Consider the following 25,047-nt stretch of genomic DNA (forward strand, 5'->3'; position numbering starts at 1 on the left):
GCTACGAGATCATGACCGATTGCAATCAGGGCTTTTCCGTCGACGAGGCGGTCCGCCGCGCCGAGCGCCTGCGCGACCTCGATCTCGCCTGGATCGAGGAGCCGCTGCCGGCCGACGACATCGACGGCCATGTGCGGCTGTCGAACTCGACCGCGACGCCGATCGCGGTCGGCGAGTCGCTCTATTCGATAAGGCATTTTCGCGAGTACATGCAGAAGGGCGGCTGCAACATCATTCAGGTCGATGCCGGTCGCATCGGCGGCATCACCCCCTGGCTGAAAGTCGCCCACGCCGCGGAGGCCTTCGACATGCCGGTCTGCCCGCATTTCCTGATGGAATTGCATGTCAGTCTGGTCTGCGCCATCCGGAACGGCAAATATGTCGAGTATATTCCGCAGCTCGACGAGTTGACGGGCGCCAAGATGCGCATCGAGAATGGCCATGCGCTGGCGCCCAGCGAGCCCGGCATCGGCATCGACTGGGACTGGGACGCCGTGAAGGCAAAAAGCATCGCCGAGTTCACTATGGCGATCGTGAAATAGGGAGGCGGATATGCAGCGGATGGGAATGGTGCTGGGCCTGAAGCCCCAGAAGGTCGAGGAATATGTCCGCCTCCACGCCGCCGTATGGCCGGACGTGCTGACCATGATCTCGGCCTGCAACATCAAGAACTATTCGATCTACCTGAAGCGGCCGGAGAACCTGCTTTTCTCCTACTTCGAATATCACGGCACCGACTACGCCGCCGACATGGCCAAGATGGCCGCCGACCCGAAGACGCAGGAATGGTGGTCGGTCTGCATGCCCTGCCAGGAGCCGCTGCCGACCCGCAAGGAAGGCGAATGGTGGGCGACGATGGACGAGGTCTTCCATCATGACTGATGCCTTCGATCCGGCATCGCTGGCGCAGTCCTGGCCAAAGCCTTTAAAGCCGCGCCCGATCGTCACCTTCGGCGCCGGTTCAATCGTCGGCGATGCGCATTTCCCCGCCTACCGCAAGGGCGGCTTCCCTATTTCCGGCCTCTACGATCCGGATCAGGCCAAAGCGCAGAAGCTTGCCGACAAATGGGGCGTGACGGCGTTCCGTTCGGTTGAGGAAGCAGCGGCCGTGAAGGATGCTATCTTCGACCTCGCTACGCCGCCGGGCCGCCATGCCGAGGTGCTGAAGGCCCTGCCGGATGGCGCTGTGGCGCTGATCCAGAAGCCGATGGGCAATTATCTCGGCGAGGTAACGGAAATCCTCGAAATCTGCCGCGCCAAGCGGCTCAAGGCGGCGGTCAATTTCCAGCTCCGCTTCGCGCCGATGATGCTGGCGCTGAAGGACGCCGTTGCCAAGGGATGGCTGGGCGAGGTGGTGGACTTCGATGCGCTGCTGGCGCTCGACACGCCCTGGCAGCTGTGGGAATTCCTGCTCAAGGCGCCACGCGTCGAGATCGCCATGCATTCGATCCATTATCTCGACCTGATCCGCCAGCTTCTCGGCAATCCGCTTGGCGTGCATGCCAAGACGCTCGGCCACCCCAACCACAAGGTGGCGCAGACCCGCACCAGCGCCATCCTCGACTATGGCGATACGGTGCGCTGCGCGCTCTCGATCAACCACGACCACAAATTCGGGCGCCGCCACCAGGCCTGCGAGTTCCGCATCTGCGGCACCGAGGGCGCGGCCTATGTCAAGCTCGGCCTCAACCTCGACTATCCGCGCGGCGAGCCGGATATTCTGGAAATCCATCCGAAAGGCGGGTCGGACTGGGTCGCCGTGCCGCTCGCCGGCGAATGGTTCCCCGATGCCTTTGTCGGCCGCATGGCCAATGTGCAGCGCTTCGCCTCCGGCGAAGATGCGGAGCTGGTCAGCTCCGTCGAGGACGCCTGGCATACCATGGCGCTGGTCGAGGCCGCCTATAAATCGAGCGTAGCGCCGGCGACGCCGCTGGCCGCAAAGCCGTAAGGCCGGACATGGAACAGACCACCTATTTCGAGGACTATGAGATCGGCTCCTCGCGCCTCACCAGCGGCCGCACCATTACCGAGACGGACTTCGTCGTCCACGCCGGCCACACCGGCGATTTCTTCCCGCATCACATGGATGCCGAGTTCATGAAGACGACGCCCTTCGGCCAGCGCATCGCGCATGGAACGCTGGTCTTCTCGGTCGGCGTCGGGCTGACGGCGAGCGTCATCAACCCGGTCGCCTTCTCCTACGGCTACGACCGGCTGCGCTTCATCAAGCCGGTCTTCATCGGCGACACGATCCGCACGCGCACCACCATCGCCGCCAAGGAAGACGACCCGAAACGGCCAAACGCGGGACGCGTCATCGAACGCGTCGAGGTTTTGAACCAGCGCGACGAGGTCGTGCTGGCGGCGGATCACATCTATATCGTCGAGCGACGGCCCGGCTGAACACGGAGGCAAGAACATGGCGGATATCACTGGCAAGGTCGTGGTGGTCACGGCGGCCGCGCAGGGCATCGGACGGGCAAGCGCGCTGGCTTTCGCCAAGGCCGGCGCCATCGTCCACGCCACCGACATCAACGAGGCGGCCCTGGCCGATTTCGCAAAGACGCCCGGCATTACGGCGCGAAAACTCGATGTGCTGAGCGACGACGCGGTGAAGGCGGCTTTCGCCGAAATCGGCCAAGTCGACGTGCTGTTCAACTGCGCCGGCTTCGTCCATGCCGGCTCGATCCTGGAGATGAAGGACGAGGATCTCGACTTTGCCTTCAACCTCAATGTGCGCGCCATGATCCGCACCATCCGCGCCGTGCTGCCCGGCATGCTGGAGCGCGGCGATGGCTCGATCATCAACATGGCGTCGGTGGCTGGCGCCCCGAAGGGCGTGCCGAACCGCTTCGCCTACGGCGTGACCAAGGCGGCCGTGATCGGCCTGACCAAGTCGATTGCCGCCGATTATGTCGCCAAGGGCGTCCGCTGCAACGCCATCTGCCCGGGCACCGTCGAGAGCCCCTCGCTTCAGGGCCGCATGCAGGCGCAGGGCGACTATGATGCGGCGCGCGCCGCCTTCATCGCCCGTCAGCCGATGGGCAGGATCGGCACGCCGGAGGAGATCGCCAACCTTGCGGTCTACCTGGCCGGCGCCACCTATACGACCGGGCAGGCCTATAATATCGACGGCGGCTGGTCGATCTGAGGCCGTTTCGGCCGCCGGTTGAGTTACGAGACAGGCCAGTTAAGAGGCAGCAATGACAAAAATAACAGACCTCAGAACCTTCGACCTGCGCTTCCCCACGTCGCAAAGTCTCGACGGCTCGGACGCGATGAATCCGGACCCGGATTACTCGGCTGCCTATGTCATCCTCGACACCGATGTCCCGTCGCTGAAAGGCCATGGCCTCACCTTCACCATCGGCCGTGGCAACGAGATCTGCTGCGCGGCGATCGAAGCGCTGCGCCACCTCGTCGTCGGGCTCGATCTCGACTGGGTGAAAGAGGATCCCGGCCGCTTCTGGCACCACGTGACGGGCGACAGCCAGCTGCGCTGGATCGGCCCGGACAAGGGCGCCATGCATCTTGCGGTTGGTGCGGTGGTCAACGCGGTCTGGGATCTCTGGGCCAAGGAAGCCGGCAAGCCGGTCTGGCGCCTTATCGCCGAGATGAGCCCGGAAGAGATCGTGCGCATCGTCGACTTCCGCTATCTCACCGACGCCATCACGCCCGCCGAGGCGCTGGCGATCCTGAAGAAGGCCGAGGCCCACGGGGCCGAGCGCATCGCCACGCTCGAGCGCGAAGGCTACGCCTGCTACACCACCTCCGCCGGCTGGCTCGGCTATCCCGACGACAAGCTGCGGCGTCTTTGCCAGGAAGCGGTCGACGATGGGTTCAACCACATCAAGCTGAAGGTCGGCCGCGACCGCGCCGACGATGTCCGCCGCCTCAAGATCGCCCGCGAGGTGATCGGCCCGGACCGTTACCTGATGATCGACGCCAACCAGGTCTGGGAGGTCGACCAGGCGATCGACTGGCTCAAGGACCTTGCCTTCGCCAAGCCCTTCTTCATCGAGGAGCCTACCAGTCCGGACGACGTCGCCGGCCACGCGAAAATCCGCAAGGCGGTGGCGCCGATCAAGGTCGCGACCGGCGAGATGTGCCAGAACCGAATCATGTTCAAGCAGTTCATCGCCGGCGGCGCGATCGACGTCGTGCAGATCGATTCCTGCCGCATGGGCGGGTTGAACGAGGTTCTGGCGGTGTTGCTGATCGCCGCCAAATTCGACCTGCCGGTCTGGCCGCATGCCGGCGGTGTGGGCCTGTGCGAATATGTCCAGCACCTGTCGATGATCGACTACATCGCTGTCTCAGGCAGCAAGGACGGACGGGTCATCGAATACGTCGATCACCTGCATGAACATTTCATCGAACCCTGCGTGATCCGCGATGCCGCCTATATGCCGCCGACGGCGCCCGGCTTCTCGATCGAGATGAAGGCCAGGTCGATCGAAGACTATCTGCATCGCGGCTGACATGGGGTGGCCCGGCGTGCCGGACCGCTGCGAATCGGCTATGCCTCTGCCATGCAGGAAACCTCCCTCTACGGGCCGGTGAAGCGGTTCCTCGAGAGCATGGATTTCGCCGTCAAGGGCGAGATCGGCGGCTGTGACATGGTCGGCGTGCGCGCGGGCGAGCCGGACGTCGTCGTCATTTGCGAGCTCAAGTTGCAATTCAACCTCGAGCTCGTCCTGCAGGCCGTCGACCGCGCGGCGGCCTGTGACGAGGTCTGGCTGGCCGCCTTGATGTCGGCGCGCGGCAAGGGCCGTGAGCATGACCGTCGCTTCCGCGCGCTCTGCCGCCGTCTCGGCTTCGGCCTGTTGGGCGTCGGCAAGAAGGGCGAGGTGGAACTGCTGCTCAGTCCTGCCGCCTTGCCGCCGCGCCGCGATCCCAGGCGGCGCTCGCGTCTGGTCGAGGAGCATCACCGCCGCAAGGGCGATCCGTCCGTCGGCGGCAGCACGCGCAAGAAGCCGATCATGACCGCCTACCGGCAGGAAGCGCTCGCCTGCGCCGCCGCGATGGTCGACGGCCCGAAACGGCCGCGTGATCTCAAAACCCTTTCGCCGCGCGCCGCCAACATCCTTTTGCACAATTACTATGGCTGGTTCGCCAGGGCCGAGCGCGGCGTCTACGCGCTGACCGAAGCCGGCTTGGCCGCCATCGGACCTTTGCCGGCGACGTTGTAAGGACGATTTGCCGACTTACCACTCGGCGTTGTGACCGGAGAACCCGCCATTCGGCGTCGGGCCTGGTTTCGGTTGTTGACTCATCTTTCCGCATGTGCAGAAATTGGTTGGACCATTGAACCACTTTAGGCTTGGCCGGTGTGACCGATTTCCTGCCCCCCATCCAGACGACGGCGCGCGACGACGCGGTGCTGAAGGCCTTGGCGGGGTTCGTGCGGCAGGAGGCTTTGGGTCCCGGCGGGAAGTTGCCGACCGAGCGCATCCTCGCCGAACGCCTCAAGGTCAGCCGCAACACGGTGCGTGAGGCGCTGACGCGCTGGGAAGGCCTCGGCCTTGTCGAGCGGCGGCAGGGTTCGGGCACCTACCTCAAGGCCGCCGTCTCGCCCGATATGCTGCACATGCCGCTGACATTAGCCGGTGGCAATGATTTCGCCGGCCTGATGTCCACGCTTGAGATCCGGCGCGCGCTGGAAGCGGAGGCCGCTGCGCTCTGCGCCATTCGTGCCGGCAAAGCTGAGCTCGCCGAGATCGAGCGCAAGCTCGACCTCATGGAAGAGGCCTTCCAGACCCGCGCCGGCATGTCCTCGGACGAGGATTGGGAGTTCCACCAGGCGATCTTCCGCGCTTCCGGCAATCCGCTGTTCGAGCAGATCATCGCCGCCATGTACGAGCTGTTCCACCGCTTCTGGGAGCATCCTCTCGGCGTGCGCGACTTCGGCCATGCCAGCTTTCCTTATCACCGGACCATCTTCAATTGCATTGCCGCGCGTGACCCCGATGGCGCTCGCGCCGAGGCGCTAAAACTCATCGCCACCGTCGAGGACGATTTGAAGCGCGGCGCTGCCAACCTCAAACTTTCGGACCGCAGATGAACGAGCAGCCCAGCACTTTCGACCCGGCCTCGATGGCCAGCGACTACCTCGGCGAGGCGGCGACGCTTCTGGCGCATGACGATCCGTTTCCAGACGGTGCGGTGGTGCCGCCGATCTACCAGACCTCGCTGTTTACCTTCGCCAATTATGCCGACATGGCCGACACCTTCGCCGGACGGCGAAAGCAGCCGATCTATTCGCGCGGCGACAATCCGACGGTGATGGAATTCGAAGCGCGTGTCGCCGCGCTCGAAGGCGCGGAGGCCGCGCGCGGCTTTTCGAGCGGCATGGCGGCCATCAGCGCCACGGTCCTCGCCTTTGTCGGCGCCGGCGAGCGCATGGTCGCCGTGCGCAACTGCTATGGCGACGCCTACCGCCTGTTCGAGCGGCTGTTCCCGCGCTTGCACATCAAGGTCGATTATGTCGACGGCTCCGATCCCGACGCGGTTGCGGCAGCACTTCCCGGCGCCAAGCTGCTCTATCTCGAAAGCCCGACCTCGATGATGTTCGAGCTGCAGGACCTGGAGCATCTGACGCGGCTGGCGAAGGAGCAGGGCATCGTCACCACCATCGACAATTCCTGGGCCACCCCCGTCTTCCAGAAGCCGATCTCGCATGGCGTCGACCTGGTGCTGCATTCGGCGTCCAAATATCTGGGCGGCCACAGCGACACCGTCGCCGGTGTGGTGGCCGGCTCAGCCGCCCACATCAAGCACATCAACGAACAGACCTATTCGCAGCTTGGCGGCAAGCTGTCGCCCTTCGAAGGCTGGCTGTTGCTGCGCGGCCTGCGCACGCTGCCGCTCAGGCTGCCGCATCACATGAAGAGCGGGCTCATCATTGCCGAGCGGCTGAAGGCGCATGGCAAGGTCGAGCGGGTCAACCATCCCGCCTATTCCAACCACCCCGGCAAGAAAACTTTAGCCGGCTATGCCGGCCTGTTCTCCTTTGAGGTCGCCGAGGATGTCGACATCCCGGCTTTTGTCGATGCGCTGAAGTTCTTCCGTATCGGCGTCAGCTGGGGCGGCCACGAAAGCCTAGTCGTGCCGGCCAAGGCCTCGCTCGAGCAGACGCCGGGCATCAATTCGATGGCGCGCTTCGGCGTCAGCCCCCGAACCATCCGCTTCAATGTCGGATTGGAAAATGTCGAGGACCTCTGGGCCGACATCGCCCAAGCCTTCGACAAAAGTAAAGCCTTCGACAAATCAAAAAAATAGTAGTCCAAAAATGGGAGTCCCGAAGATGAAAAGACTGACCTTCATGTTTGCCGCCGTGGCCGGCCTTGCGATTTCCGCCAGCGGCGCGCTGGCCGACACTACCATCAAGCTGGTCGAGGTCATCACCAGCCCGCCGCGCACCGAATTCCTGAAGAAGCAGATCGCCGAATTCGAGACCGCCAATCCGGGCATCAAGGTGGAAGTGGTCTCGCTGCCCTGGGGCCAGGCCTTCGAGAAGTTCCTCACCATGGTGCAGGCCGGTGACACGCCCGACGTCGTCGAGATGCCGGAACGCTGGATGGGCCTCTATGCCAACAACGGCCAGCTCGAGGATCTCGGTCCCTTCATGGCCAAATGGCCCGACGCCAAGACGCTCGGCGACCGCGCCAAGCAGTTCGGCTCGACCGTCAACAACACCCAGTTCATGATTCCCTATGGCTATTATGTGAACGCGCTGTTCTGGAACAAGAAGCTGTTCAAGGAAGCCGGACTGGACCGTCCGCCGGTAAACCTCGACGAGTTCGTCTCGTTCTCCAAGAAGATCTCCGCCATCCCCGGCAAATACGGCTACTGCCTGCGCGGCGGCCCCGGCGCCTTCAACGGCATGCACATGTTCATGAACATCGCCGACGGCAAGGGCGGCTATTTCACCGACGACGGCGTCTCGACCATCAATGACGAAGGCTCGGTCAAGGGTCTGCAGATGCTGGCCGACATGTACAAGAACGGCCTGGCGCCGAAAGATTCCGTGAGCTGGGGCTTCAACGAGACGGTGACCGGCTTCTATTCCGGCACCTGCGCCATGCTCAACCAGGATCCGGACGCGCTGCTCGGCATCGCCGACAAGATGAGCGCCGACGACTTTGCGGTCGCGCCGTTGCCCGTAGGCCCGAGCGGCAAATCCTACCCGACGCTCGGCTATGCAGGTTGGGCGATGTTCGCCAATTCCCAGCACAAGGACGAGGCCTGGAAGCTGATGGCGACGCTGCTGTCGCCCAAGGACAATCTGGAATGGGCCAAGGAAGTCGGCGTCGTGCCGATCCACAATGGCGCCGACCAGGACGCGCATTTCAAGACCGAGCAGTTCAAGGGCTGGTTCACAGAGCTCAGCGACAGCTCCAAATACGAAATGGTGACGCCGCCGACGCATCTGGAGAACCTCGGCAACTTCGTCGACCAGGTGGCGATCAAGAATTTTCAGGAAGTGCTGCTCGGCCAGAAGCCGGCCAAGGATGTCGCCGACGAATGGGCCAAGTTCCTGACCAAGGAACAGCAGGATTGGATGGCGAAGAACAAGAAGTAATGCGCAGGGTTTCCCTTCTCCCCGTTCACGGGGAGAAGGTGGCCCAAAGGGCCGGATGAGGGGCAGCGCCACACCTTCGTAAGTTCGCGCTGCCCCTCATCTGCCTGCCGGCATCTTCTCCCCGTTGAACGGGGAGAAGGACGCTGTCGCCGTCCCCGGCACCCACTCACCACCGTAGAGCCAAAACGTATGACCTACGCCGTCTCCGAAATCCGATCCGCCGCCCGGCCGCGAAAGCAACGGCTGAGCAAGGCCGCGATCGAGCCGTGGCTCTACCTATCGCCTGCGATCGTCCTGCTGGTCCTGGTGCTTTTGGTGCCGCTGGTCATCGGCATCAGCTATTCCTTCCGCAAATTCTCGGCCTTCAAGTCGCAATATGTCGGCCTCGCCCAATACCAGGCGATGCTCTCCGACCAGATGCTCGGCCAGGCGCTGATCAACACGTTGTGGTGGACGGTTGCCAGCCTGTTCTTTCAGTTCTTTCTTGGCCTGGGTCTCGCGCTGCTGCTCGACAAGCCCTTCTACGGCCGCAGGATAGTGCAGGCTGTCGTGTTCCTGCCCTGGGCAGTGCCGTCCTTTCTCTCAGGCCTCACCTGGGCCTGGCTGTTCAACCCGATCATCGGGCCGCTGCCGCATTGGCTGTTCGCGCTTGGCCTGAAGGCGGAGCCGACCAACGTGTTGTCCGATCCCGCCACCGCCATGTGGGGGCCGATCGTCGCCAACATCTGGTTCGGCATCCCGTTCTTCGCCATCACGCTGCTGGCGGCGCTGAAGTCGATCCCTTCCGAGCTGCATGAGGCGGCGGCCATCGACGGCGCTTCGCCCTGGCAGCGCTTCACCAAGGTGACGCTGCCCTTCCTAGCGCCGACCATTGTCATCACAGTCATGCTGCGCACCATCTGGATCGCCACCTTCGCCGACCTGATCTTCGTCATGACCGAGGGCGGGCCGGCCGGCTCCACAAGCACGGTGCCGGTCTACATCTATGTCAGCGCCTTCAAGTCGCTCGACAAAGGCTACGCTTCGGCGGTTGCGGTGCTGCTTCTGGTGCTGCTCATCGCCTACGCCATCGGCCTGATCGCCATCCGCCGCACGCTGGTGAGGCACGTCTGATGATCGCCGGTCGCTCAACCTCCTCGCGCATCTTCGGCGGCATCGGTCTCTACGGCGCTATCGCGGCCTACGTGATCTTCGCGCTGTTTCCGATCTTCTGGACGCTCAAGATCTCGGTGACGCCCGAACGCCTGCTCTATTCCGAAGGCACCACCTTCTGGCCGTCGCAGACGACCTTTCAGAATTTCGTCACCGTGCTCGAGGCATCGGACTTTCCGCGCTATTTCCTCAACAGCGTCATCGTCTCGGTGTCGACGGCCGCCTTTGTCACGGTCATCGCTACGCTTGCCGGCTACGCCATGTCGCGCTTCACTTTCCGCGGCAAGGCGACTTTGGCGATCCTGTTGCTGCTCACCCAGACCTTCCCGCTGGTCATGGTCATTCCGCCGATCTACCGCATCATGGGCGACCTCGGCCTCACCAACAGCCTGATCGGCCTGATCATCATCTACACCGCCTTCAACATCGCCTTCGCAACCTTCCTGATGCAGTCCTTCTTCGACGGCATCCCGAAAGACCTGGAGGAAGCGGCGATGATCGACGGCTGCACCCGCGCTCAGGCGATGCGCCGGGTGATCGTGCCGCTGACCTTGCCCGGCATGGGCGCGACGCTGGGCTTCGTCTTCACCGCCGCCTGGAGCGAGTTGCTGTTCGCGCTGATGCTGATCTCCAGCGACGAGCAGAAGACCTTTGCCGTCGGCCTGCTCACCTTCATCGGCAAGTTCGCCGTCGACTGGGGGCAGATGATGGCGGCTTCCATCCTGGCGCTGATCCCGGTCTGCGCCTTCTTCGCTTTCCTGCAACGCTATCTCGTCACCGGCCTCACCGCCGGCGCGGTCAAAGGATGAAAAATGGCTTCCGTCACGCTGCAAAACGTCGAGAAGGATTACGGCGCGCTGCGCATCCTGCACGGCGTCGATCTCGAGATCGCCGATGGCGAGTTCGTCGTGCTGGTCGGCCCGTCCGGCTGCGGCAAGTCCACGCTGCTGCGCATGATCGCCGGCCTGGAGGAAGTTACCGGCGGCGAGATCCATATCGGCGAGCGGCTGGTCAACGACGTCGCGCCGAAGGACCGAGACATCGCCATGGTGTTCCAGTCCTACGCGCTCTACCCGCATATGGATGTCTCCTCCAACATGGGCTTCAGCTTGCTTTTGAAGAAGGCCGAGAAGACGACGATCGACGGCAGGGTGGGGGCCGCCGCCAAGCGGCTCGGCCTCGACGCCTATCTCGGTCGCCTGCCGCGCCAGCTCTCCGGCGGCCAGCGCCAGCGCGTCGCCATGGGCCGCGCCATCGTGCGCGACCCCAAAGTGTTCCTGTTCGACGAGCCGCTCTCCAACCTCGACGCCAAATTGCGCGTCCATATGCGCGCCGAGATCAAGGCGCTGCACCAGCAGCTCAAGACCACTTCGGTCTATGTCACCCACGACCAGATCGAGGCCATGACCATGGCCGACCGCATCGTCGTCATGCATGACGGCTATGTGCAGCAGGTCGGCCGCCCGCTGGAGCTTTACGACCGTCCGGTCAACACCTTCGTCGCCGGCTTCATCGGCTCGCCGGGCATGAACTTCCTGCCGGCTAAGGTCGCCAAGGGCGGCAAGGCGGATGCCGTGCTCGCCGATGGCCAGAAGCTGCGGCTGCCGGATGGCCTGCCGCTGAGCGATGGCGACGACCTCACCATCGGACTGCGGCCGGAGCACATCAAGCTCGTGGACGACGGCGCGCTGAAGGCCGAGGTCGAGGTGGTCGAGCCGCTCGGCCTGTCGACGCAGTTCTATGTCAGGCTGGCCAACCAGCAGATCTGCGTCTTCGTCATGGGCCGCAGCGATGTGAGGCCGGGCGGCAGGATCCGCCTCACCGCCGATCCGACGGCGCTGCATCTGTTCGATCCGAAGAGTGGCGATCGTATCGGCTAGCTGGCCAGCAGCGGCGCGTCATCGGAAGGCTCCACCAGCAACTCACCGGCCGCAGACGTGGGTGTTCAACTCAGGCGCGATCGTCTCGCTGGTCATGGCAACCAACTTGATCGCTTAAGGGTCGACGTCTTCGAGAATGTCGAGCAGTGAATTGCGGCTTTCGAGGCCCACGCTCTGCTAAACTCCTGTTGATTCGTCTCGACAGGAAAAGGCATGAGCAAGGCCCTCGGCACATTCGCACTGGTCACGGTTTTGAGCGCTTTGCTGATGGCGCTGTCATTGGCCGTGGCGAGGCACGGCTATCCCTATGGCGCGTTCGGCGTGAAGCGTCTCGACGGCATCGCCGACGCCGGCTCGTTCCTGGCGATCGCCGCCGTCTATTTTTTCGCTGCCATGCTGATGATGATCCTGCCCATCCGCGCCGCCGGCGTCGTGCTGACCCATGCGGCCGATGCGATCTTCTGGGCGACGATCGTATTGTTCGCGACCATCGTCGGCTCGCTGCTTGCCAGATGGGCCTTCGGCCAGCACGAGGTGCTCTGGGCGCTTTTCAACTGGCGTTTCCTGTTCGTGGCAGTGATCGTTGCGGCGCAACTCACCATGAACGAGCTTCGCCGCAACATCCTGCTCAGAAGCCTGTTCTTCGTCGCCTTCGGCGCGGTCACGCTCGCCTGCCTGTTCTGGTCGTTCTCGACCTGACGCGGCAAGGCCCTAGGTTTGTCGCAGAAGGCCGGTAGACCTGCCATGGGACAATCATTATATCATTTGTCCGACAATTGACCGGCCGACGGACTGCCGCTACCCCCAGCTTCAAGGAACAAGACAATGACCGTGCTGCGTAAGAACCTGATCGACGGCGAGTGGCTTGGCGAGGCCGGCTCGCGCAACATCAACCCCTCGAACACCAACGACATCGTCGGCGAATATGCTTCGGCCGGGCCTGAGCAGGCAAAGCAGGCCATCGCGGCCGCCAAGGCGGCCTTTCCGGCCTGGTCGCGCTCAGGCCCGCTGGCCCGCCATGCCGTGCTGAAGAAAACCTCCGACGAGATCATGGCACGCAAGGATGAGATCGGCCGGTCGCTCGCGCGCGAGGAAGGCAAGACGCTGGCAGAGGGCGTCGGCGAGACGATCCGCGCCGCGCAGATATTCGACTTCTTTGCCGGCGAGACGCTGCGCCTGTCGGGCGAGATGGTGCCGAGCGTTCGGCCTGGCGTCGGCGTTGAGATGACGCGCGAGGGCGTCGGCGTCGTCGGCATCATCACGCCGTGGAATTTTCCCATCGCCATTCCCGCCTGGAAGGTTGCGCCGGCGCTGGCCTACGGCAACACGATCGTCTTCAAGCCGGCCGAACTGGTTCCTGAAAGCGCCTGGACCATCGTCGATATCCTGCACCGTGCCGGCCTGCCCAAGGGCGTGCTCAACCTCGTCATGGGCAAGGGCTCGGTGGTCGGCCAGGCGATGCTCGACAATCCCGATGTCAACGCCATCTCCTTCACAGGCTCGGTCAGTACCGGCAAGCGCGTCGCCGCGGCAAGCGTGGAGCACATGCGCAAATTCCAGCTCGAAATGGGCGGCAAGAATCCGCTCGTCGTGCTCGACGACGCCGATCTCGCGGTGGCCGTCGACTGCGCGGTCAACGGCGCTTATTTCTCGACCGGACAGCGCTGCACGGCGTCCTCGCGCCTGATCGTCGCCGACGGCATCCACGACCGTTTCGTCGATGCAATCAAGGAGCGGTTGGACAAGCTCGTCATCGGCGATGCGCTCGATGCCAAGACCCAGATCGGTCCGGTCGTCGACCAGACCCAGCTCAAGCAGGACGAGGATTACATCGCCATCGGCCGCCAGGAAGGCGCCGAGCTCGCTTTCGGCGGTGACCGGCTGGAACGCGGCGCGCCTGGCTTTTATCTGCAGCCTGCGCTGTTTGTCGGCTCGACCAATGCGATGCGCATCTCGCGCGAGGAGATTTTCGGCCCGGTCGCCAATGTCATCCGCGTCAAGGACTATGACGAAGCGCTGGCTGTCGCCAACGACACACCGTTCGGCCTCACTTCCGGCATCTGCACCACCAGCCTGAAGCACGCGACGCATTTCAAGCGCAATTCCGAAGCCGGCATGGTGATGGTCAACCTGCCGACGGCGGGCGTCGATTTCCACGTGCCGTTCGGCGGCCGCAAGGGCTCGAGCTACGGCCCGCGCGAACAAGGCCGTTACGCGATGGAGTTCTACACCACGGTGAAGACCGCCTATACATTCGCCGGCTAGAGCAATTCCAGGAAAAGTGTTGGTGGTTTTCCGTCCGGAATTGCGTAAAAACAAGGAGATAGGGCGTTTCGCCGTTTCCATGAAACGGTGAAAAGCACTAGTCCAATCCGGGAGGAGATCGATGAGCGTGGCCGACATGACATGGCTCAACCCGCCGCCGCACCACACGGTCGGCGACGGAACGCTCACCGTCCGAACAGGCAAGGACACCGACTTCTGGCGCGAGACCTTCTACGGCTTCTGGCGTGACAACGGCCATTTCCTCTACCGTTCCGTCGAGGGTGATTTCAGCGCCGAAGTCACTGTCATGGGCGACTACAAGGTGCTCTACGATCAGGCGGGGCTGATGCTGCGCCTGAGCGAAACGCACTGGATCAAGGCCGGCATCGAATACACCGACGGGCTGGCATACTTCTCCGTCGTCGTCACCAACGACACCTCCGACTGGTCGCTGGTCGCCATTGCCGCCGGTAAGGACGGCGTCAGGATCCGCCTGACCCGCCACGCCGAGGCGATCCGCATCCAGTATCTGGACGCCTCGGACGGCCATTGGAAACCGGTGCGCCTGGCCTATTTCCCGATCTCGAAATCGGTCGATGTCGGCATGATGTGCTGCTCGCCGCAGCGCGAGGGCTTTGAGGCGACCTTCTCCGGCTTCACGATCGGGCCGGCGATTGCAAGGGACCTGCATGGGTGAGGACGGAACCGCGTGGTTCTTTCGCGATTGCCGCGACAAGGGTAACACGGCGCCTTGCCTGACGCAGCATGGCACGGGCCGGCGGCCAGGCAAACCTTCGCTGCCGTTTGGGGGCAAGGCATTTCTGCGTACCAGGTTGCGCCGTTGGAAAGCCGCCCGGCGCGGCAGGCCGATGTAACATAGGCGTTTACACGGCACGTGCAGGATTTCGAGCTTGGGCAAGCCGATCGGGCGGATCCCCAGATCGTTGGCGAGCACGCCAAAAGCCTCTCAGGTCGGTGCCGGCATGCGGCCGATGGCCGGCCTCTCGTCCTCGGCGGGAACGGCCATCTGGCGGCGCCGGAAAGCCGGTAATGGGCTCAGCTTGAACAGGCTGTAATAGACGACGAAGGACGCCATGAAATAGGGGCCGAGCATCTCGACCTCGAAGAAGGAGCGGATCAGCATCAGCCCGGTCGCGCCGGCAAGCACCACCGAATCGGCACTCCACCCACCGAACACCACCTTCGATACGTGGCCGTAGAAGGCGCGCAGGATGACCAGCGCCAGCAAGGTGACGCCGATGAAGCCGATTTCGACCAGCGTCTCGACATAGGTGTTGTGGAAGTGGAAGCCGGAGCGCGTCGAGATATAGAATTCCGCCCACAGCCGCTCCGGATCGGCAAAACCCTGCACCCAATAGGCGGCATAGCCATAGCCGAGCAGCGGACGCTGCTGCGCTGCTTCCCAGCCCTGTTCCCACAGATAGGTGCGGCCGGTGAGCGTCGAATCCTTGCCGAAGATGCCGAGCACGACGTCCAGCAGCCCGAGGTTGAGCGCTGCCACCACGCCCGTCACCAGCGCCCCGGCGCCGACGATGAACAGCACCCGGCGATAGCGTCGCGACAGGACCTTGGTCATGGTGAGCAGCGCCACGATGCCAATGACCGCCGGCAGCGAGGCCACCGACGTCGCCGAATGGGCGATTGCCAGCATATAGACCGACAAAAGCATGATCGGCGCGGTCCAGACGAAGCCCAGCCAGTTGCGCCGGTAGAAGACAAGGAACGCCAGGCAGAAGAAGATGCCGAGCGAAGAGAAGAAGCCGACCTGGTTCTTGGAACCGAAGGCGCCGACGAAATTGACCGTGCCGTCGAGAGTGTCGAGCGCGTAACCGCCGACTCCGAGTGAATAGAGCAGAACGAAGAAGATGCCGATCAGCGAGCCCACCACCAGCGTGCGCACGCTAATGGTGCGCGCCGCGACATAGGCGCAGACGATATGCGAAGAATATTGCACTGCCGCGCGCGCGCTGATGCCCGCCGCCTGCGACCAGAACACCGAGAGGCAGACATAGGCCGCAAGCAGAATGGGCAGCCAGGCGCTGGAGAGTTTCCAGGTGAAGCGCCGATAGTCGACGAACAGCAGCGGCAGCCAGACGGCGTAGTAGGCGAGGATCAGGATCTGGCCGAAATTGGGCGAGTAGGCGAAGGCGAGCGTGGAAACCGCGACGGCGAAAATGCCGTAGGTCTCGTTGCGATCGGGATCGATCAGGATGGATTTCGGAATCTTCATACCGGCTTTTTGTCCCGCGCTAAGCCACGGCCCGGGCGCGCTGCATCTGCCGCTGCAGGAAGCGCCGCACCGGCTCATCATAGACGCGCGTGGCGATGTCAGCGATGACGACAACCGTCGCCGCCATCACGATGCCGAACAAGGGATGATGCGCGAACGGATCGATCGAGAAGGCCTTGCCGGCCCCGGCGATGATCATCAGCATCGGCGTGTGGATGATGTAGATCGGGTAGGAAATCCGCCCGAGCCAGCCATAGACGCCTGACAGTCGCGGCGCGGTCGGCGCCACCGCGCCGGTCATCACCATGATCGGGAAGACGATGACGATGGCGCAGAGGTCGTAGGCAATGCGCGCGCCGCCGGCAGCCGGGGCAATGGCGAAGACGGCAAGCGTGAGCAGGATCGCGCCCTCGACCCAGAAGCCGCGCCGCAGGAAGCCGAAGCTGCCCTGCCAGCGCGCCATCGATCGGCAGAGCAGCACGCCCAGGAAGAACGAGAAGGTTACGCGCGGCAGCCCGCTGACGATGGTCTTGCCAGTCATGCCAAAATCGAGCGTGCCGGCGAAAACCGAGGCGACGACGAGCAGCACGAGGCTGGCGCCGACGATCCCCGTCAGCACCCGCCGCGACAGGAGCACGAAGACAGCGACATAGGCGATGTTGACGATGAGCTCGAAGAACAGCGACCACGATGCCGGGTTGAGAGGAAAGATCGTGTGATAGGCGTCGCTGACCAGCGGGATGAAGAACATGCCGGTCGTCAGCTGCATGCCGATCTCGGACAGCGGCATGTATTCCGCCGGCATCAGTCTGTTCTTGACCAGCAAATAGAAGAAGCCGAGCAGCGTGCCGGCTAGATAGAGCGGATAGAGCCGGATCAGGCGGATGGCCACGAAAGTGCCGAAGCCCATGCCGGTTTCGATCTTGCGGTCATAGGCATGCGCGATGACGAAGCCGCTGAGCAGGAAGAACAGATCGACCGCGAGATAGCTCGACGGCAGCACCTTGCCGTCGGCGAGGAATGGCGAGAAATGGTAGAGCATGACGCTGATCGCCGCCACGCCGCGGATGGCGTCGAGGTTCAGATACACGTGACGCTGGGCTGCGGGCTGCATGTTATGCCTTCAAGCGGTCCAAACAGATCGCTCGCCCGCGCTGCGCGCGAACGAGCCTGGCTTGTCCCTCCCGCCTCCGTTCCGGTTCGCTTCGGACAAACCCGGGCCGGCGGCGCTATTGGCTGGCCGTCGGCGCCAGCTTCACCTTGATCACGTCGCCCGGCAGGATAGGCGTGTCTTCCTTGGCTTCGACCTCGCTAGTCTTGCCGTCGACGACGCGCACCAGCGAATAGAGCAGGGCTGGCTCTTCATTGCCGGTGTAGGCGGCAGCCGTTGCCGGATCCGATGCCTGTGCGATTAGGCCCTTCTGCATGCCGACCCTCAAGGCCGCCTCATTAAGGTTCGCTTCCGTTGCCTGCCGATCGGCGGTGAGGGTCGAACCCAGTGTGTTGCGGGCATCGATGGCGTCCTGCTCCGCCTTGCTGATCGACTGCTTGGCGGTGAGGATGGCCGTCTCATAGTCCAGGATCTTGCCCTGCAGGTCGGTGACCGACTGTTGCGAGGAAAGCAGGCGCGCATTGGCGACCAGGCCCTTCTGCGCCAGCGGACCGATGCTGTCGGCCTGCTTCGAGGCCAGGTCGACCTGCTTCTGCTGGTTGGCGATCTTCTTTTGCAGCGATTCGATTTCCGACTGCAGAACACCCTTCAGGTCGTCGAGTGCGTCGAGCTTCAGCTTCAGCGATTTCTGGTCGGAGACCAGGATCGCCGTTTCGTCGGCGACGATGGTCGGCAATCTCGGATCGCCTTGAATTTCCTGAGGCACCTCGAAAGTCGTTTTCCCGGCGAGGTCGGCGTCGATGCGGGCTCGCCTGACCATCAGCCGCAAGCGCTGGTCGTCATAGATTTCATAGCTGCCCTTGGCGGTGATCAGATCCTTTTCGAGCTGCGGACCATAGTCGGCATTGCGCCTTATACCGCCGGCAATGCTGATTGCCTTGAGCACAGTCAGATCGGGCACGAAGGGAAACTGCCCGGGGTTCTGGACTTCGCCGGAAATGTAGAACGGCCGGAACTGCGCCATCTCGACCGAAGCTTCCGGCTTGTCGGGCAGCGCCAGCTTGCGCTGCAATGCAAGCCCGATCGCGGAAGCGATCTCCGCCGTCGTCTTGCCGGCGGCCTGCATGTCGCCGACGAACGGCACCGAGAGCGTCCCTCCCGGGCCGACCGCGTATTCGCCATTGAGGGCCGACCAATCGCGGAACGTGCCGTCGACCGTCTGCCATTCGGCGACCCGGATGTTGAGCTTGTCCAGCGGTCCAAGCCGATAGTCGCTGGCGGCAGCGACCTGCGGCATGACCAGCAACGCAGCAAGCAAGACGCCCCCGAAGCGGGCTGTGGTCCTGGATATGAGACTGCATGCGAAGGGCAGTCCGAAGAGGTCTTTTGTCAAATACGTTTTCCGATTCGCTTTGGCCCCATCCGCCCGATGAGATCACTGCCGGATGCCTGCCCCGAATCTGGCGGAGCAGGCCCGTCGGTCAATAGCTGCCGCGTGACATCCACACGGCAGGAACAGTCTTGAAGATGATGCGAATATCCCCGGACAACGACCAGTTCTCGACATAATGGCGATCGAAGGCGACGCGCGTGTCGTAGGATACGTCGTTGCGGCCGCTCACCTGCCACAAACCGGTGAGACCAGGGCGCGACTTCAGGTAATAGACCGCCGCGCTGCCGTAGATTTCCAATTCGTCGCGCACGACCGGGCGCGGGCCGACAAGACTCATGTCGCCCTGCAGGATGTTGAGGATCTGCGGCAGCTCATCGAGGCTGAGCTTGCGAAGCACCTGGCCGACGCGGGTGACGCGCGGATCGTTCTTCAGCTTGCGCGTCGCGATCCATTCGGCGTTGGCTTCCGGATTGGCCGCCAGATACGCAGCGAGCACGCGCTCGCCATCCGGCACCATGGTGCGGAATTTGAGGCAGGAGAAAATCCTGCCGCCGCGGCCGATACGCTTGTGGCCATAGAAGATCGGACCATTATCCGAAAGCTTGACCAGCAGCGCGACCATCAGGAAGAGCGGGCTCAGCAGGATCAGCCCAGCCAGGGAACCAACGACATCGAAACTGCGTTTGAGCAGACCGCCGATGGGGGGTGGAAAATCAACGCCGGCCTGCGCAAAACTCGCATTTGCCGACTTGGCGACGTCCCTCATGCAGAAGCTCCATACGTTGAACGGATGGTTTACGGCAAGATACCAAAAAAATGCTGCAGCGCAACACACAATTTCCCATCGCGTTGAAATGTTCACGTCATGAATTGATTAAATAATAAATCTGCCTTGCCCGAATTTTCACCTTTGTGGCGCGTTTATGACAAGGTGAGAGAAAACCAGGAAAATGTAGTCCGCTTTTCGGGCCATTTTTGGACAGTGCATTCTTTGCTGCAGAAGAAACGCGGTTGCATGCCGCTGGAAGCACTCGCAATGGTAAGTTATTCACATAAAATACTAATCAAAGCCATGAGTTTGACTGAAGCGGCAGACGTCTCATTGAATAGCTATCGGAGCCAGAGTGTGCGGCGCAGCATGGCAGAGTCGATCTCGTAAAATCGTTGGAAACCATACCTGCACGGCCTTGCTCCGGCAGGCCGGCCTTAATAGAGTCGCAAATTGTTCCTGTCATAGTCTGCATGGGTAAGGAAGGTCGGAAGCAACCGGCCGGATTGGGCAGCCAGAAAGAGCTCTTTGGCGCAACGGGGAGTTACGCGGGTGGGTAAGTCGCAGCTTCTGCATGCTCGTCTCGATTGAGAGGGCGGCGGTCATGTCTTTGCCGAAATTCATCGTCGGAATGATCTTCGCGCTCGCGATCGTCATCGGCTGGTCCTATTTCGATGGCGCGTCGGCGGGTACCATCCTGCTTCGCACTATCGTCTGCGCCGTCATTATCCAGGCAGGCTATTTCCTTCTGGTCTTTGCCATGATCGGAGGAGCCACGCCGACATCGGCCGACAAGACCCGCGAGGCGGACCGCGGCCCGATCCTGAGCAAGGTCGCCGAAGGCGAAAAGCTAAGCGCCAGACGCAGCCTCCACTGAACGTTCGACCGGCGCGCAGGACAGCCCGGCCGCGATCGGTGGCGCGCTTTCGCGCTCCGCCTGCTCGCCGGACAGCATCCTCGCAAGCCGGCTGCCGGCTTTCGCCTTCAACCGCCGATATTGTCCGACCTCGACGATGCGTCCGTTCTCGATGGCCACGACCCAGTCGGCGAAGGCGATCATCGACGGCCGGTGCGCGATGGTCAAAATCGTCATCTGGCCGCGCAGCGCCTCGATCGATTGGGCGATCAGCGACTGATTCTGCCAGTCGAGCGCGCTTGTCGCCTCGTCGAGGATGAGCAGCGAGGGCTTGCGCAGCAGCGCACGCGCCAATGCGATGCGCTGCCGCTCGCCGCCGGAAAGGCGGACGCCGCGGTCGCCCACCACCGTATCGAGCCGCGAGTCCAGCCGCTCCACGAAATCGGCCGCATGGGCGTTTCGCAGGGCTGCCCACAATTCTTCGTCGCTGGCCTCAGGAGCCGCAAGGCGCAGATTGGCGGCGATCGTGTCGTGCAGCAGGAACACATCCTGCGGCACATAGGCGACCTGATCGCGCCAGGCCCTGCGATTCTGCGCCGTGATCTCCACGCCGTCGGCCAGAATACGTCCCTGGGTGGGTTCAAGCAGCCCAAGCAGCATGTCGGCGATCGTGCTCTTGCCGGAACCCGAAGGGCCGATCAGCGCCGTCACCTTGCCGGCCGGCAGACCGAAGGTGATGTCGCTGACCACCGGTTTGCCGTCGCCCTCGCCATAGGCGAACGCCACATCGCGGATGTTGAGGCCGGTCTCAAGCGACAGTTTTGCGCCTTGTTCGGTCACGTTCTCTTCCGGCTCGCGCTCGGCATCGAAGCGAGCCTGAAGGCTTTGCATCGAAGCATAGGCCGGCAGATTGATCAGCACCTGTTGGGTCTGAAGCTGCATGTCCATGAAGCGCGGCGCGACCCGCATGAAGACCAGCAGCAGCACGACGATCTCGGCCAGCGACAGGTGGAAGCGAACCAGCGCGATATAGATGAAGAGGCTCAGCCCGATCACGCTCGTAACCTGGAACAGAGCGGTGCCGAGCGAGTTGTTGCGGACGAAGGCGATGTTGTCGGCCTTCATCCTGTCCAGCGTTGCGCCGAGCTCGGCAAAATAGCTTGCCTCGACGTTCAGGCTCTTGGCGACCTTAATGCCGCCGAGGAACTCGGAGACGGTGCGGTATTGGTCCTGGCGATTGCCGGTCAGCGTGCGGCCATAGGCGCTGGCGCGCGCCCGGAACGGCTGCAGCGCAACCAGCAGCACCAGACCGACAAGGATGGCGAAGCACGTCATCACCGGCGAGATGAACAGCGAGACAATGAGATAGCCGGCCAGGAGCAGTGTGGCTTGGGTCAGCATCAGCAGCGAGAAGGCCGCAACCTGCACCCGGTCGACGTCGCCGTTCAGCGCATGGTCCAGATCCGAGCTGCGGATGCGGGTGAAAACGCCCCAGCGCGCCTTGCCGACGCTCTCGAACAGGTTCATGCGCACGCGGTTGACGAAGTCATAGAGCAGCCGTGCCATGTAGACCGACTTGAAGCGGTTGAACATCGCTTGCAGCGCCACCAGCGCGACGAGCAGTGAGAGCACGCTCGCAAGCGACAGCGTTCCGCCGGGCACCAGTCGATGCAAGGCCTCCGGCACCCGCACCGCATAGTCCTGGTCGGGCTTGCCGATCAGGCGCAGCAGCGGAACGAGCAGCAGGATCGAAATGCCTTCGGTGAGGCTCCCCAGGATCAGGAAGGCAAGCGCCGTCGCCGTGCGCCGTCCGCCGACATGCGCCACCATGGCGCCGAAACCGGCGACATCGCGCAAAAGCGACAGGCGAAACTTCGAGGACCAGCCCATACCCCGGCTCACCTTGTTCCGCACGCCAGGTCGGTTTCGATCGCGGCGACCGCTTCATCGAGCCTGGCGAGTCCGGCCGGCACTTCGAGGCGGTTGACGCCGATCACCCCGGCGATCTCAGCGCATTGGCTGAGATGCGCGGCGGCGAGATCGCCGGTCAACGCCTGCCGGCCGAAGCGCGTGATGTACGAGAATTTAATGATCGCTGGCAGCGCGGCGACACTGGCAAGCTGCGAAATCGCCGCGCGTTCGCCGCGCTCGAGCACATAGATGCGGGATACCGGCACCGCCTCAGTGGCAAATCCGTCGTGCAGCCGATGCTGCGCCTTGTCGATTTGCGGATGCACCTGCGGGCGCACTTCCGCCTGCTCGAGGTGAATGGCGCCGGCCGCGTCCGCGGCCAGTTTGAGCTGCGGAAATCCGGGCAGGATCATCGGTCGTCCAGGGTCGGACAAATCCAGCGCGACGACGTCGTCGGTGAGCAGCCGATGGCCGGCGCGGATCATCGCGCCCGCCGTCGTCGACTTGCCGGCACCCTTGTCGCCCATGAAGATCACGCTCTTGCCGCCGACGGCAATGGCGCTGGCATGCAGGACGAGCAGCCCGCGCCGATGCAGGGCAAGAGCCATCACCGGCCCGAGCAGCGGAAAGGCAAGCAGCGGGTCGTCGATCCCCGGCGCCGGATCGACATCGATCCGGTTGGCATCGCTGATCATGAAGGTGCCGACCGCCTGCCAGGAAAGATATTGGCGCGTCGCCTCGAAACGAAAGGCCGTGGCGCCCTGCGATGCGCCGTCGGGAAAGTCGATCGGCCCGACCGCGATCTCCAGGTCCGGTGTCGCCGGCGCCGTCGGCGTCAGTTCCGGCAAGGCCACGTCCGAGCTGACGATCAGCCCGTAGGCCTTGTAGAAATGGCGGACGCGTCCGCTCGGCGCCATCGTTTCGGTGGCGGGCAGGGGCCGCGCAAGGGAAGCGATCGGAAGATTCATGCGGGGCTTCCTTGGACTTGCCGCAGCCACAGCGACAGCGAAACCGAGCGCCAGACATGCTGGACGTCGGGCAGCGTTGCCTGCTCGGGCTGGCTGAGCAGGCGCTCATAGACGGCGTTCACTTCAGGCAGGTTGACATAGGGCGCGATCCGCTCGCCGTCCGCTATCAGCAGCCTGTCCAGAAGCTCGCGGTGGTTGCCGAGCATGCCCTTGACCAGATTGGCGGTGAAATCGATCTTGTCGCGCCGCCATTGCACGGCCGGCGGCAGAATGCCTTGCATGGCCCGGCGCAGCACGTGGCGGCCAAACCCGTCCTTGAGTTTTTCCTCGCCGGGCAGCGCCAGGCAGAACTCGACGAGCGCCTTGTCCCAGAACGGATAGCGGGGCTCGACGCCGGAATTGGCGGCGGCCTTGTCGAGCACTTCGAAGGCATGCGGCACCAGTCCGGTGGACAGCAGCCAGCGATGCGTCAGCGCTTCGCTGGCGCTCACGGCGGCGGGCATGTAGCCGCTGCGGTGAAAGCGCTCGGCAAGATCGGTGCGCTTGGCAAGGTCCGGATTGACCAGGCCCGCCCAGGCGCGCGGCGCCGATGCCGGCCTCTGCCGCACCTTGCCGACAAGGCGTCTGGCCATCGATCTCATCCGGGCGATCCGCCAGGCTGGTCCGTAAATGGTCAGGAACTTGAAATAGAGGGAGAACATGCCCTCGCCATAGGTGTTGGCGGCGCTGTGCAATTCGCGCCACAGCTCCAGCCAACGGCCGGCATTGGCGAGCTCATGAAGGTGCCCATGGCCCTGCGAGACGACCTCGTCGCCGCCATGCCCGTCGAGAAGCACCTTGACGCCCTTTGCGCCCGCGGTGCGGTAAAGATCGCGGGTCAAAGACAGACCGGGCGCCAGGAACGTGCCTTCCTGCTCCTCCAGGATACGGTCGAACTCGGCGAAGGGCGCGTAATTGCTCACCGCAATCAGCGTGGCGTCGAGCGGATTGCCGTCGAGCACCGCATCGATGAACGGCTTCTCGTCCATCGACGAGCCTCTGTCGAACACCAGCGAGAAGGTCTTGAGCCTCGGGTTGCGCCTCGCCGCCGCGCGAAGACCGGCAACGCAAGCGATCGAGGAGGAATCAAGCCCGCCGCTCAGCATCGCGCCAACGGCCGGCGTGCCGCGCATCCTGTTCTCCACCGATTGCGCAAAGAGATGCCTGAATTCTTCGGCCGCGTCCGGGCGCGGCGGCCGCTGCGAAGGCTCGATCTGCCAGTAGCGCTGCAGCACCACCCGGCGGTCGGCGACCGTCATGCTGTGCCGCGCCGGCAGGCGGAAGATCTCGGCGTACGGCGTGGCCTGCGGATCGTCCGTCAAGCCGGCGAGGAAGCCGGAAATCTGGTGTTCGCTGAGCCGCCTGCCGACGCCGTCCAGCGCAAGGATCGGCCCGATCTCCGAGGCGAACGCGAAGCGCCTGCCGGTCGAATGATAGTAGAAAGGCTTGACGCCGAAATGGTCGCGCGCGCAAAACAGCGCCCGGCGCTCGCCATCCCATATGGCGAAGGCGAAATCGCCCTGCAGATAGGTCGGGCAGGCCTCGCCCCATTTAAGGTAGGCGCGCATGATGAGCACTGCGTCGGCGACCGACCGGTCCCGCAGGCCGAGCCGCGCCAGAAGCTCGTCGCGATTGTCCAGCCGGCAGTCGGCGGTGATGGCGAGTTTGCCGTCGGCCATCGTCAGCGGCCCGGGCCCGTCCTCACCGGTCGTGTCGAGCCAAGCGTGGCCGAGCGCGACGCTGCCGTCCGCCCACCATGAGCTGCCGTCGCGGGCGCGGTGGCGCATGCGCGAAAGCATCTCTTGGATATCGCCGGCCGCGGCGGGCCGGCCGTTGTCGCTGAGCACGATTCCAGCGACGCCGCTCAT

General features: G+C 63.5%; 24 protein-coding genes. 17 read left to right on the forward strand and 7 right to left on the reverse strand.

Annotated features, from left to right (window positions below):
* From FJ425_RS14070 to FJ425_RS14145, 16 genes are all read left to right on the forward strand, one after another.
* The coding region (locus FJ425_RS14070) for an enolase C-terminal domain-like protein (protein ID WP_281407505.1) at positions 1-542 on the forward strand (542 nt) is incomplete at its 5' end.
* Between the two features lie 10 nt (positions 543-552).
* Positions 553-882 carry an L-rhamnose mutarotase gene (locus FJ425_RS14075; RefSeq protein ID WP_140628834.1) on the forward strand — a complete coding sequence of 110 codons (330 nt, stop codon included), beginning with the start codon at positions 553-555 and terminating at the stop codon, positions 880-882.
* Positions 875-1,948 (forward strand): Gfo/Idh/MocA family oxidoreductase, encoded by a 1,074-nt coding sequence (locus tag FJ425_RS14080; RefSeq protein WP_140724281.1) that lies wholly within the window; start codon positions 875-877, stop codon positions 1,946-1,948. The genes FJ425_RS14075 and FJ425_RS14080 overlap by 8 nt, the downstream gene beginning before the upstream one ends.
* Before the next feature lie 8 nt (positions 1,949-1,956).
* Positions 1,957-2,403, forward strand: a complete 447-nt coding sequence (locus FJ425_RS14085; protein ID WP_040993608.1) for a MaoC/PaaZ C-terminal domain-containing protein — start codon at positions 1,957-1,959, stop codon at positions 2,401-2,403.
* A 16-nt stretch (positions 2,404-2,419) separates the two neighbouring features.
* On the forward strand, positions 2,420-3,151 hold the full coding sequence (locus FJ425_RS14090) for an SDR family oxidoreductase (protein ID WP_140628840.1): 732 nt from the start codon (positions 2,420-2,422) through the stop codon (positions 3,149-3,151).
* 52 nt (positions 3,152-3,203) lie between these two features.
* Positions 3,204-4,481 (forward strand): L-fuconate dehydratase, encoded by a 1,278-nt coding sequence (locus tag FJ425_RS14095; protein ID WP_140628843.1) that lies wholly within the window; start codon positions 3,204-3,206, stop codon positions 4,479-4,481.
* 51 nt (positions 4,482-4,532) lie between these two features.
* The gene (locus tag FJ425_RS14100) at positions 4,533-5,192 is read left to right on the forward strand and encodes a DUF2161 family putative PD-(D/E)XK-type phosphodiesterase (RefSeq protein WP_140544936.1); all 660 of its coding nucleotides are present in this window, start codon (positions 4,533-4,535) and stop codon (positions 5,190-5,192) included.
* Positions 5,193-5,332: 140 nt separating this feature from the next.
* A complete protein-coding gene (locus tag FJ425_RS14105) occupies positions 5,333-6,064 on the forward strand; it encodes a FadR/GntR family transcriptional regulator (protein WP_140628846.1) in 732 nt (243 codons plus the stop codon).
* Complete coding sequence (locus FJ425_RS14110; protein WP_140628849.1) at positions 6,061-7,281, forward strand: PLP-dependent transferase; 1,221 nt, start codon at positions 6,061-6,063, stop codon at positions 7,279-7,281. The genes FJ425_RS14105 and FJ425_RS14110 overlap by 4 nt, the downstream gene beginning before the upstream one ends.
* A gap of 25 nt (positions 7,282-7,306) precedes the next feature.
* Positions 7,307-8,584, forward strand: coding sequence for a sugar ABC transporter substrate-binding protein (locus tag FJ425_RS14115; RefSeq protein ID WP_140628851.1), 1,278 nt, complete (start codon positions 7,307-7,309; stop codon positions 8,582-8,584).
* 189 nt (positions 8,585-8,773) lie between these two features.
* Positions 8,774-9,697, forward strand: coding sequence for a sugar ABC transporter permease (locus FJ425_RS14120; RefSeq protein WP_140628853.1), 924 nt, complete (start codon positions 8,774-8,776; stop codon positions 9,695-9,697).
* Positions 9,697-10,545 carry a carbohydrate ABC transporter permease gene (locus tag FJ425_RS14125; protein ID WP_140724283.1) on the forward strand — a complete coding sequence of 283 codons (849 nt, stop codon included), beginning with the start codon at positions 9,697-9,699 and terminating at the stop codon, positions 10,543-10,545. The genes FJ425_RS14120 and FJ425_RS14125 overlap by 1 nt, the downstream gene beginning before the upstream one ends.
* Before the next feature lie 3 nt (positions 10,546-10,548).
* Positions 10,549-11,616 (forward strand): sn-glycerol-3-phosphate ABC transporter ATP-binding protein UgpC, encoded by a 1,068-nt coding sequence (ugpC, locus tag FJ425_RS14130; RefSeq protein WP_140724286.1) that lies wholly within the window; start codon positions 10,549-10,551, stop codon positions 11,614-11,616.
* Positions 11,617-11,829: 213 nt separating this feature from the next.
* The gene (locus FJ425_RS14135) at positions 11,830-12,315 is read left to right on the forward strand and encodes a hypothetical protein (protein ID WP_140724289.1); all 486 of its coding nucleotides are present in this window, start codon (positions 11,830-11,832) and stop codon (positions 12,313-12,315) included.
* Positions 12,316-12,441: 126 nt separating this feature from the next.
* Positions 12,442-13,881: an aldehyde dehydrogenase family protein gene (locus tag FJ425_RS14140; protein ID WP_140724292.1), complete on the forward strand. Its 1,440-nt coding sequence runs from the start codon at positions 12,442-12,444 to the stop codon at positions 13,879-13,881.
* 121 nt (positions 13,882-14,002) lie between these two features.
* Complete coding sequence (locus tag FJ425_RS14145) at positions 14,003-14,578, forward strand: DUF1349 domain-containing protein (RefSeq protein WP_140724295.1); 576 nt, start codon at positions 14,003-14,005, stop codon at positions 14,576-14,578.
* 270 nt (positions 14,579-14,848) lie between these two features.
* On the opposite strand, the gene FJ425_RS14150 is transcribed toward FJ425_RS14145, so the two are convergent.
* From FJ425_RS14150 to FJ425_RS14165, 4 genes are all read right to left on the reverse strand, one after another.
* A complete protein-coding gene (locus FJ425_RS14150) occupies positions 14,849-16,132 on the reverse strand; it encodes an O-antigen ligase (RefSeq protein ID WP_140724298.1) in 1,284 nt (427 codons plus the stop codon).
* 19 nt (positions 16,133-16,151) lie between these two features.
* Positions 16,152-17,246 carry an acyltransferase gene (locus FJ425_RS14155; protein ID WP_140628873.1) on the reverse strand — a complete coding sequence of 365 codons (1,095 nt, stop codon included), beginning with the start codon at positions 17,244-17,246 and terminating at the stop codon, positions 16,152-16,154.
* 115 nt (positions 17,247-17,361) lie between these two features.
* Positions 17,362-18,540 (reverse strand): polysaccharide biosynthesis/export family protein, encoded by a 1,179-nt coding sequence (locus FJ425_RS14160; protein WP_140724623.1) that lies wholly within the window; start codon positions 18,538-18,540, stop codon positions 17,362-17,364.
* 184 nt (positions 18,541-18,724) lie between these two features.
* Positions 18,725-19,402 carry a sugar transferase gene (locus tag FJ425_RS14165; protein WP_140544958.1) on the reverse strand — a complete coding sequence of 226 codons (678 nt, stop codon included), beginning with the start codon at positions 19,400-19,402 and terminating at the stop codon, positions 18,725-18,727.
* Positions 19,403-20,009: 607 nt separating this feature from the next.
* Here FJ425_RS14165 and FJ425_RS14170 point away from each other — a divergent pair.
* On the forward strand, positions 20,010-20,282 hold the full coding sequence (locus FJ425_RS14170; protein WP_140544959.1) for an exopolysaccharide production repressor exox: 273 nt from the start codon (positions 20,010-20,012) through the stop codon (positions 20,280-20,282).
* On the opposite strand, the gene FJ425_RS14175 is transcribed toward FJ425_RS14170, so the two are convergent.
* The 3 genes from FJ425_RS14175 to FJ425_RS14185 are packed head-to-tail and all read right to left on the reverse strand — an operon-like array spanning position 20,256 to position 25,047.
* A complete protein-coding gene (locus FJ425_RS14175) occupies positions 20,256-22,151 on the reverse strand; it encodes an ABC transporter ATP-binding protein (RefSeq protein ID WP_140724300.1) in 1,896 nt (631 codons plus the stop codon). The genes FJ425_RS14170 and FJ425_RS14175 overlap by 27 nt on opposite strands.
* An 8-nt stretch (positions 22,152-22,159) precedes the next feature.
* A complete protein-coding gene (locus FJ425_RS14180; protein ID WP_348639804.1) occupies positions 22,160-23,140 on the reverse strand; it encodes a serine kinase in 981 nt (326 codons plus the stop codon).
* Entirely contained in the window at positions 23,137-25,047 is a 1,911-nt protein-coding gene (locus FJ425_RS14185; protein WP_140628879.1) for a lasso peptide isopeptide bond-forming cyclase, read from the reverse strand. The genes FJ425_RS14180 and FJ425_RS14185 overlap by 4 nt, the downstream gene beginning before the upstream one ends.

It is taken from the genome of Mesorhizobium sp. B2-7-2, from assembly GCF_006440775.1.
Classification (GTDB): Bacteria; Pseudomonadota; Alphaproteobacteria; order Rhizobiales; family Rhizobiaceae; genus Mesorhizobium.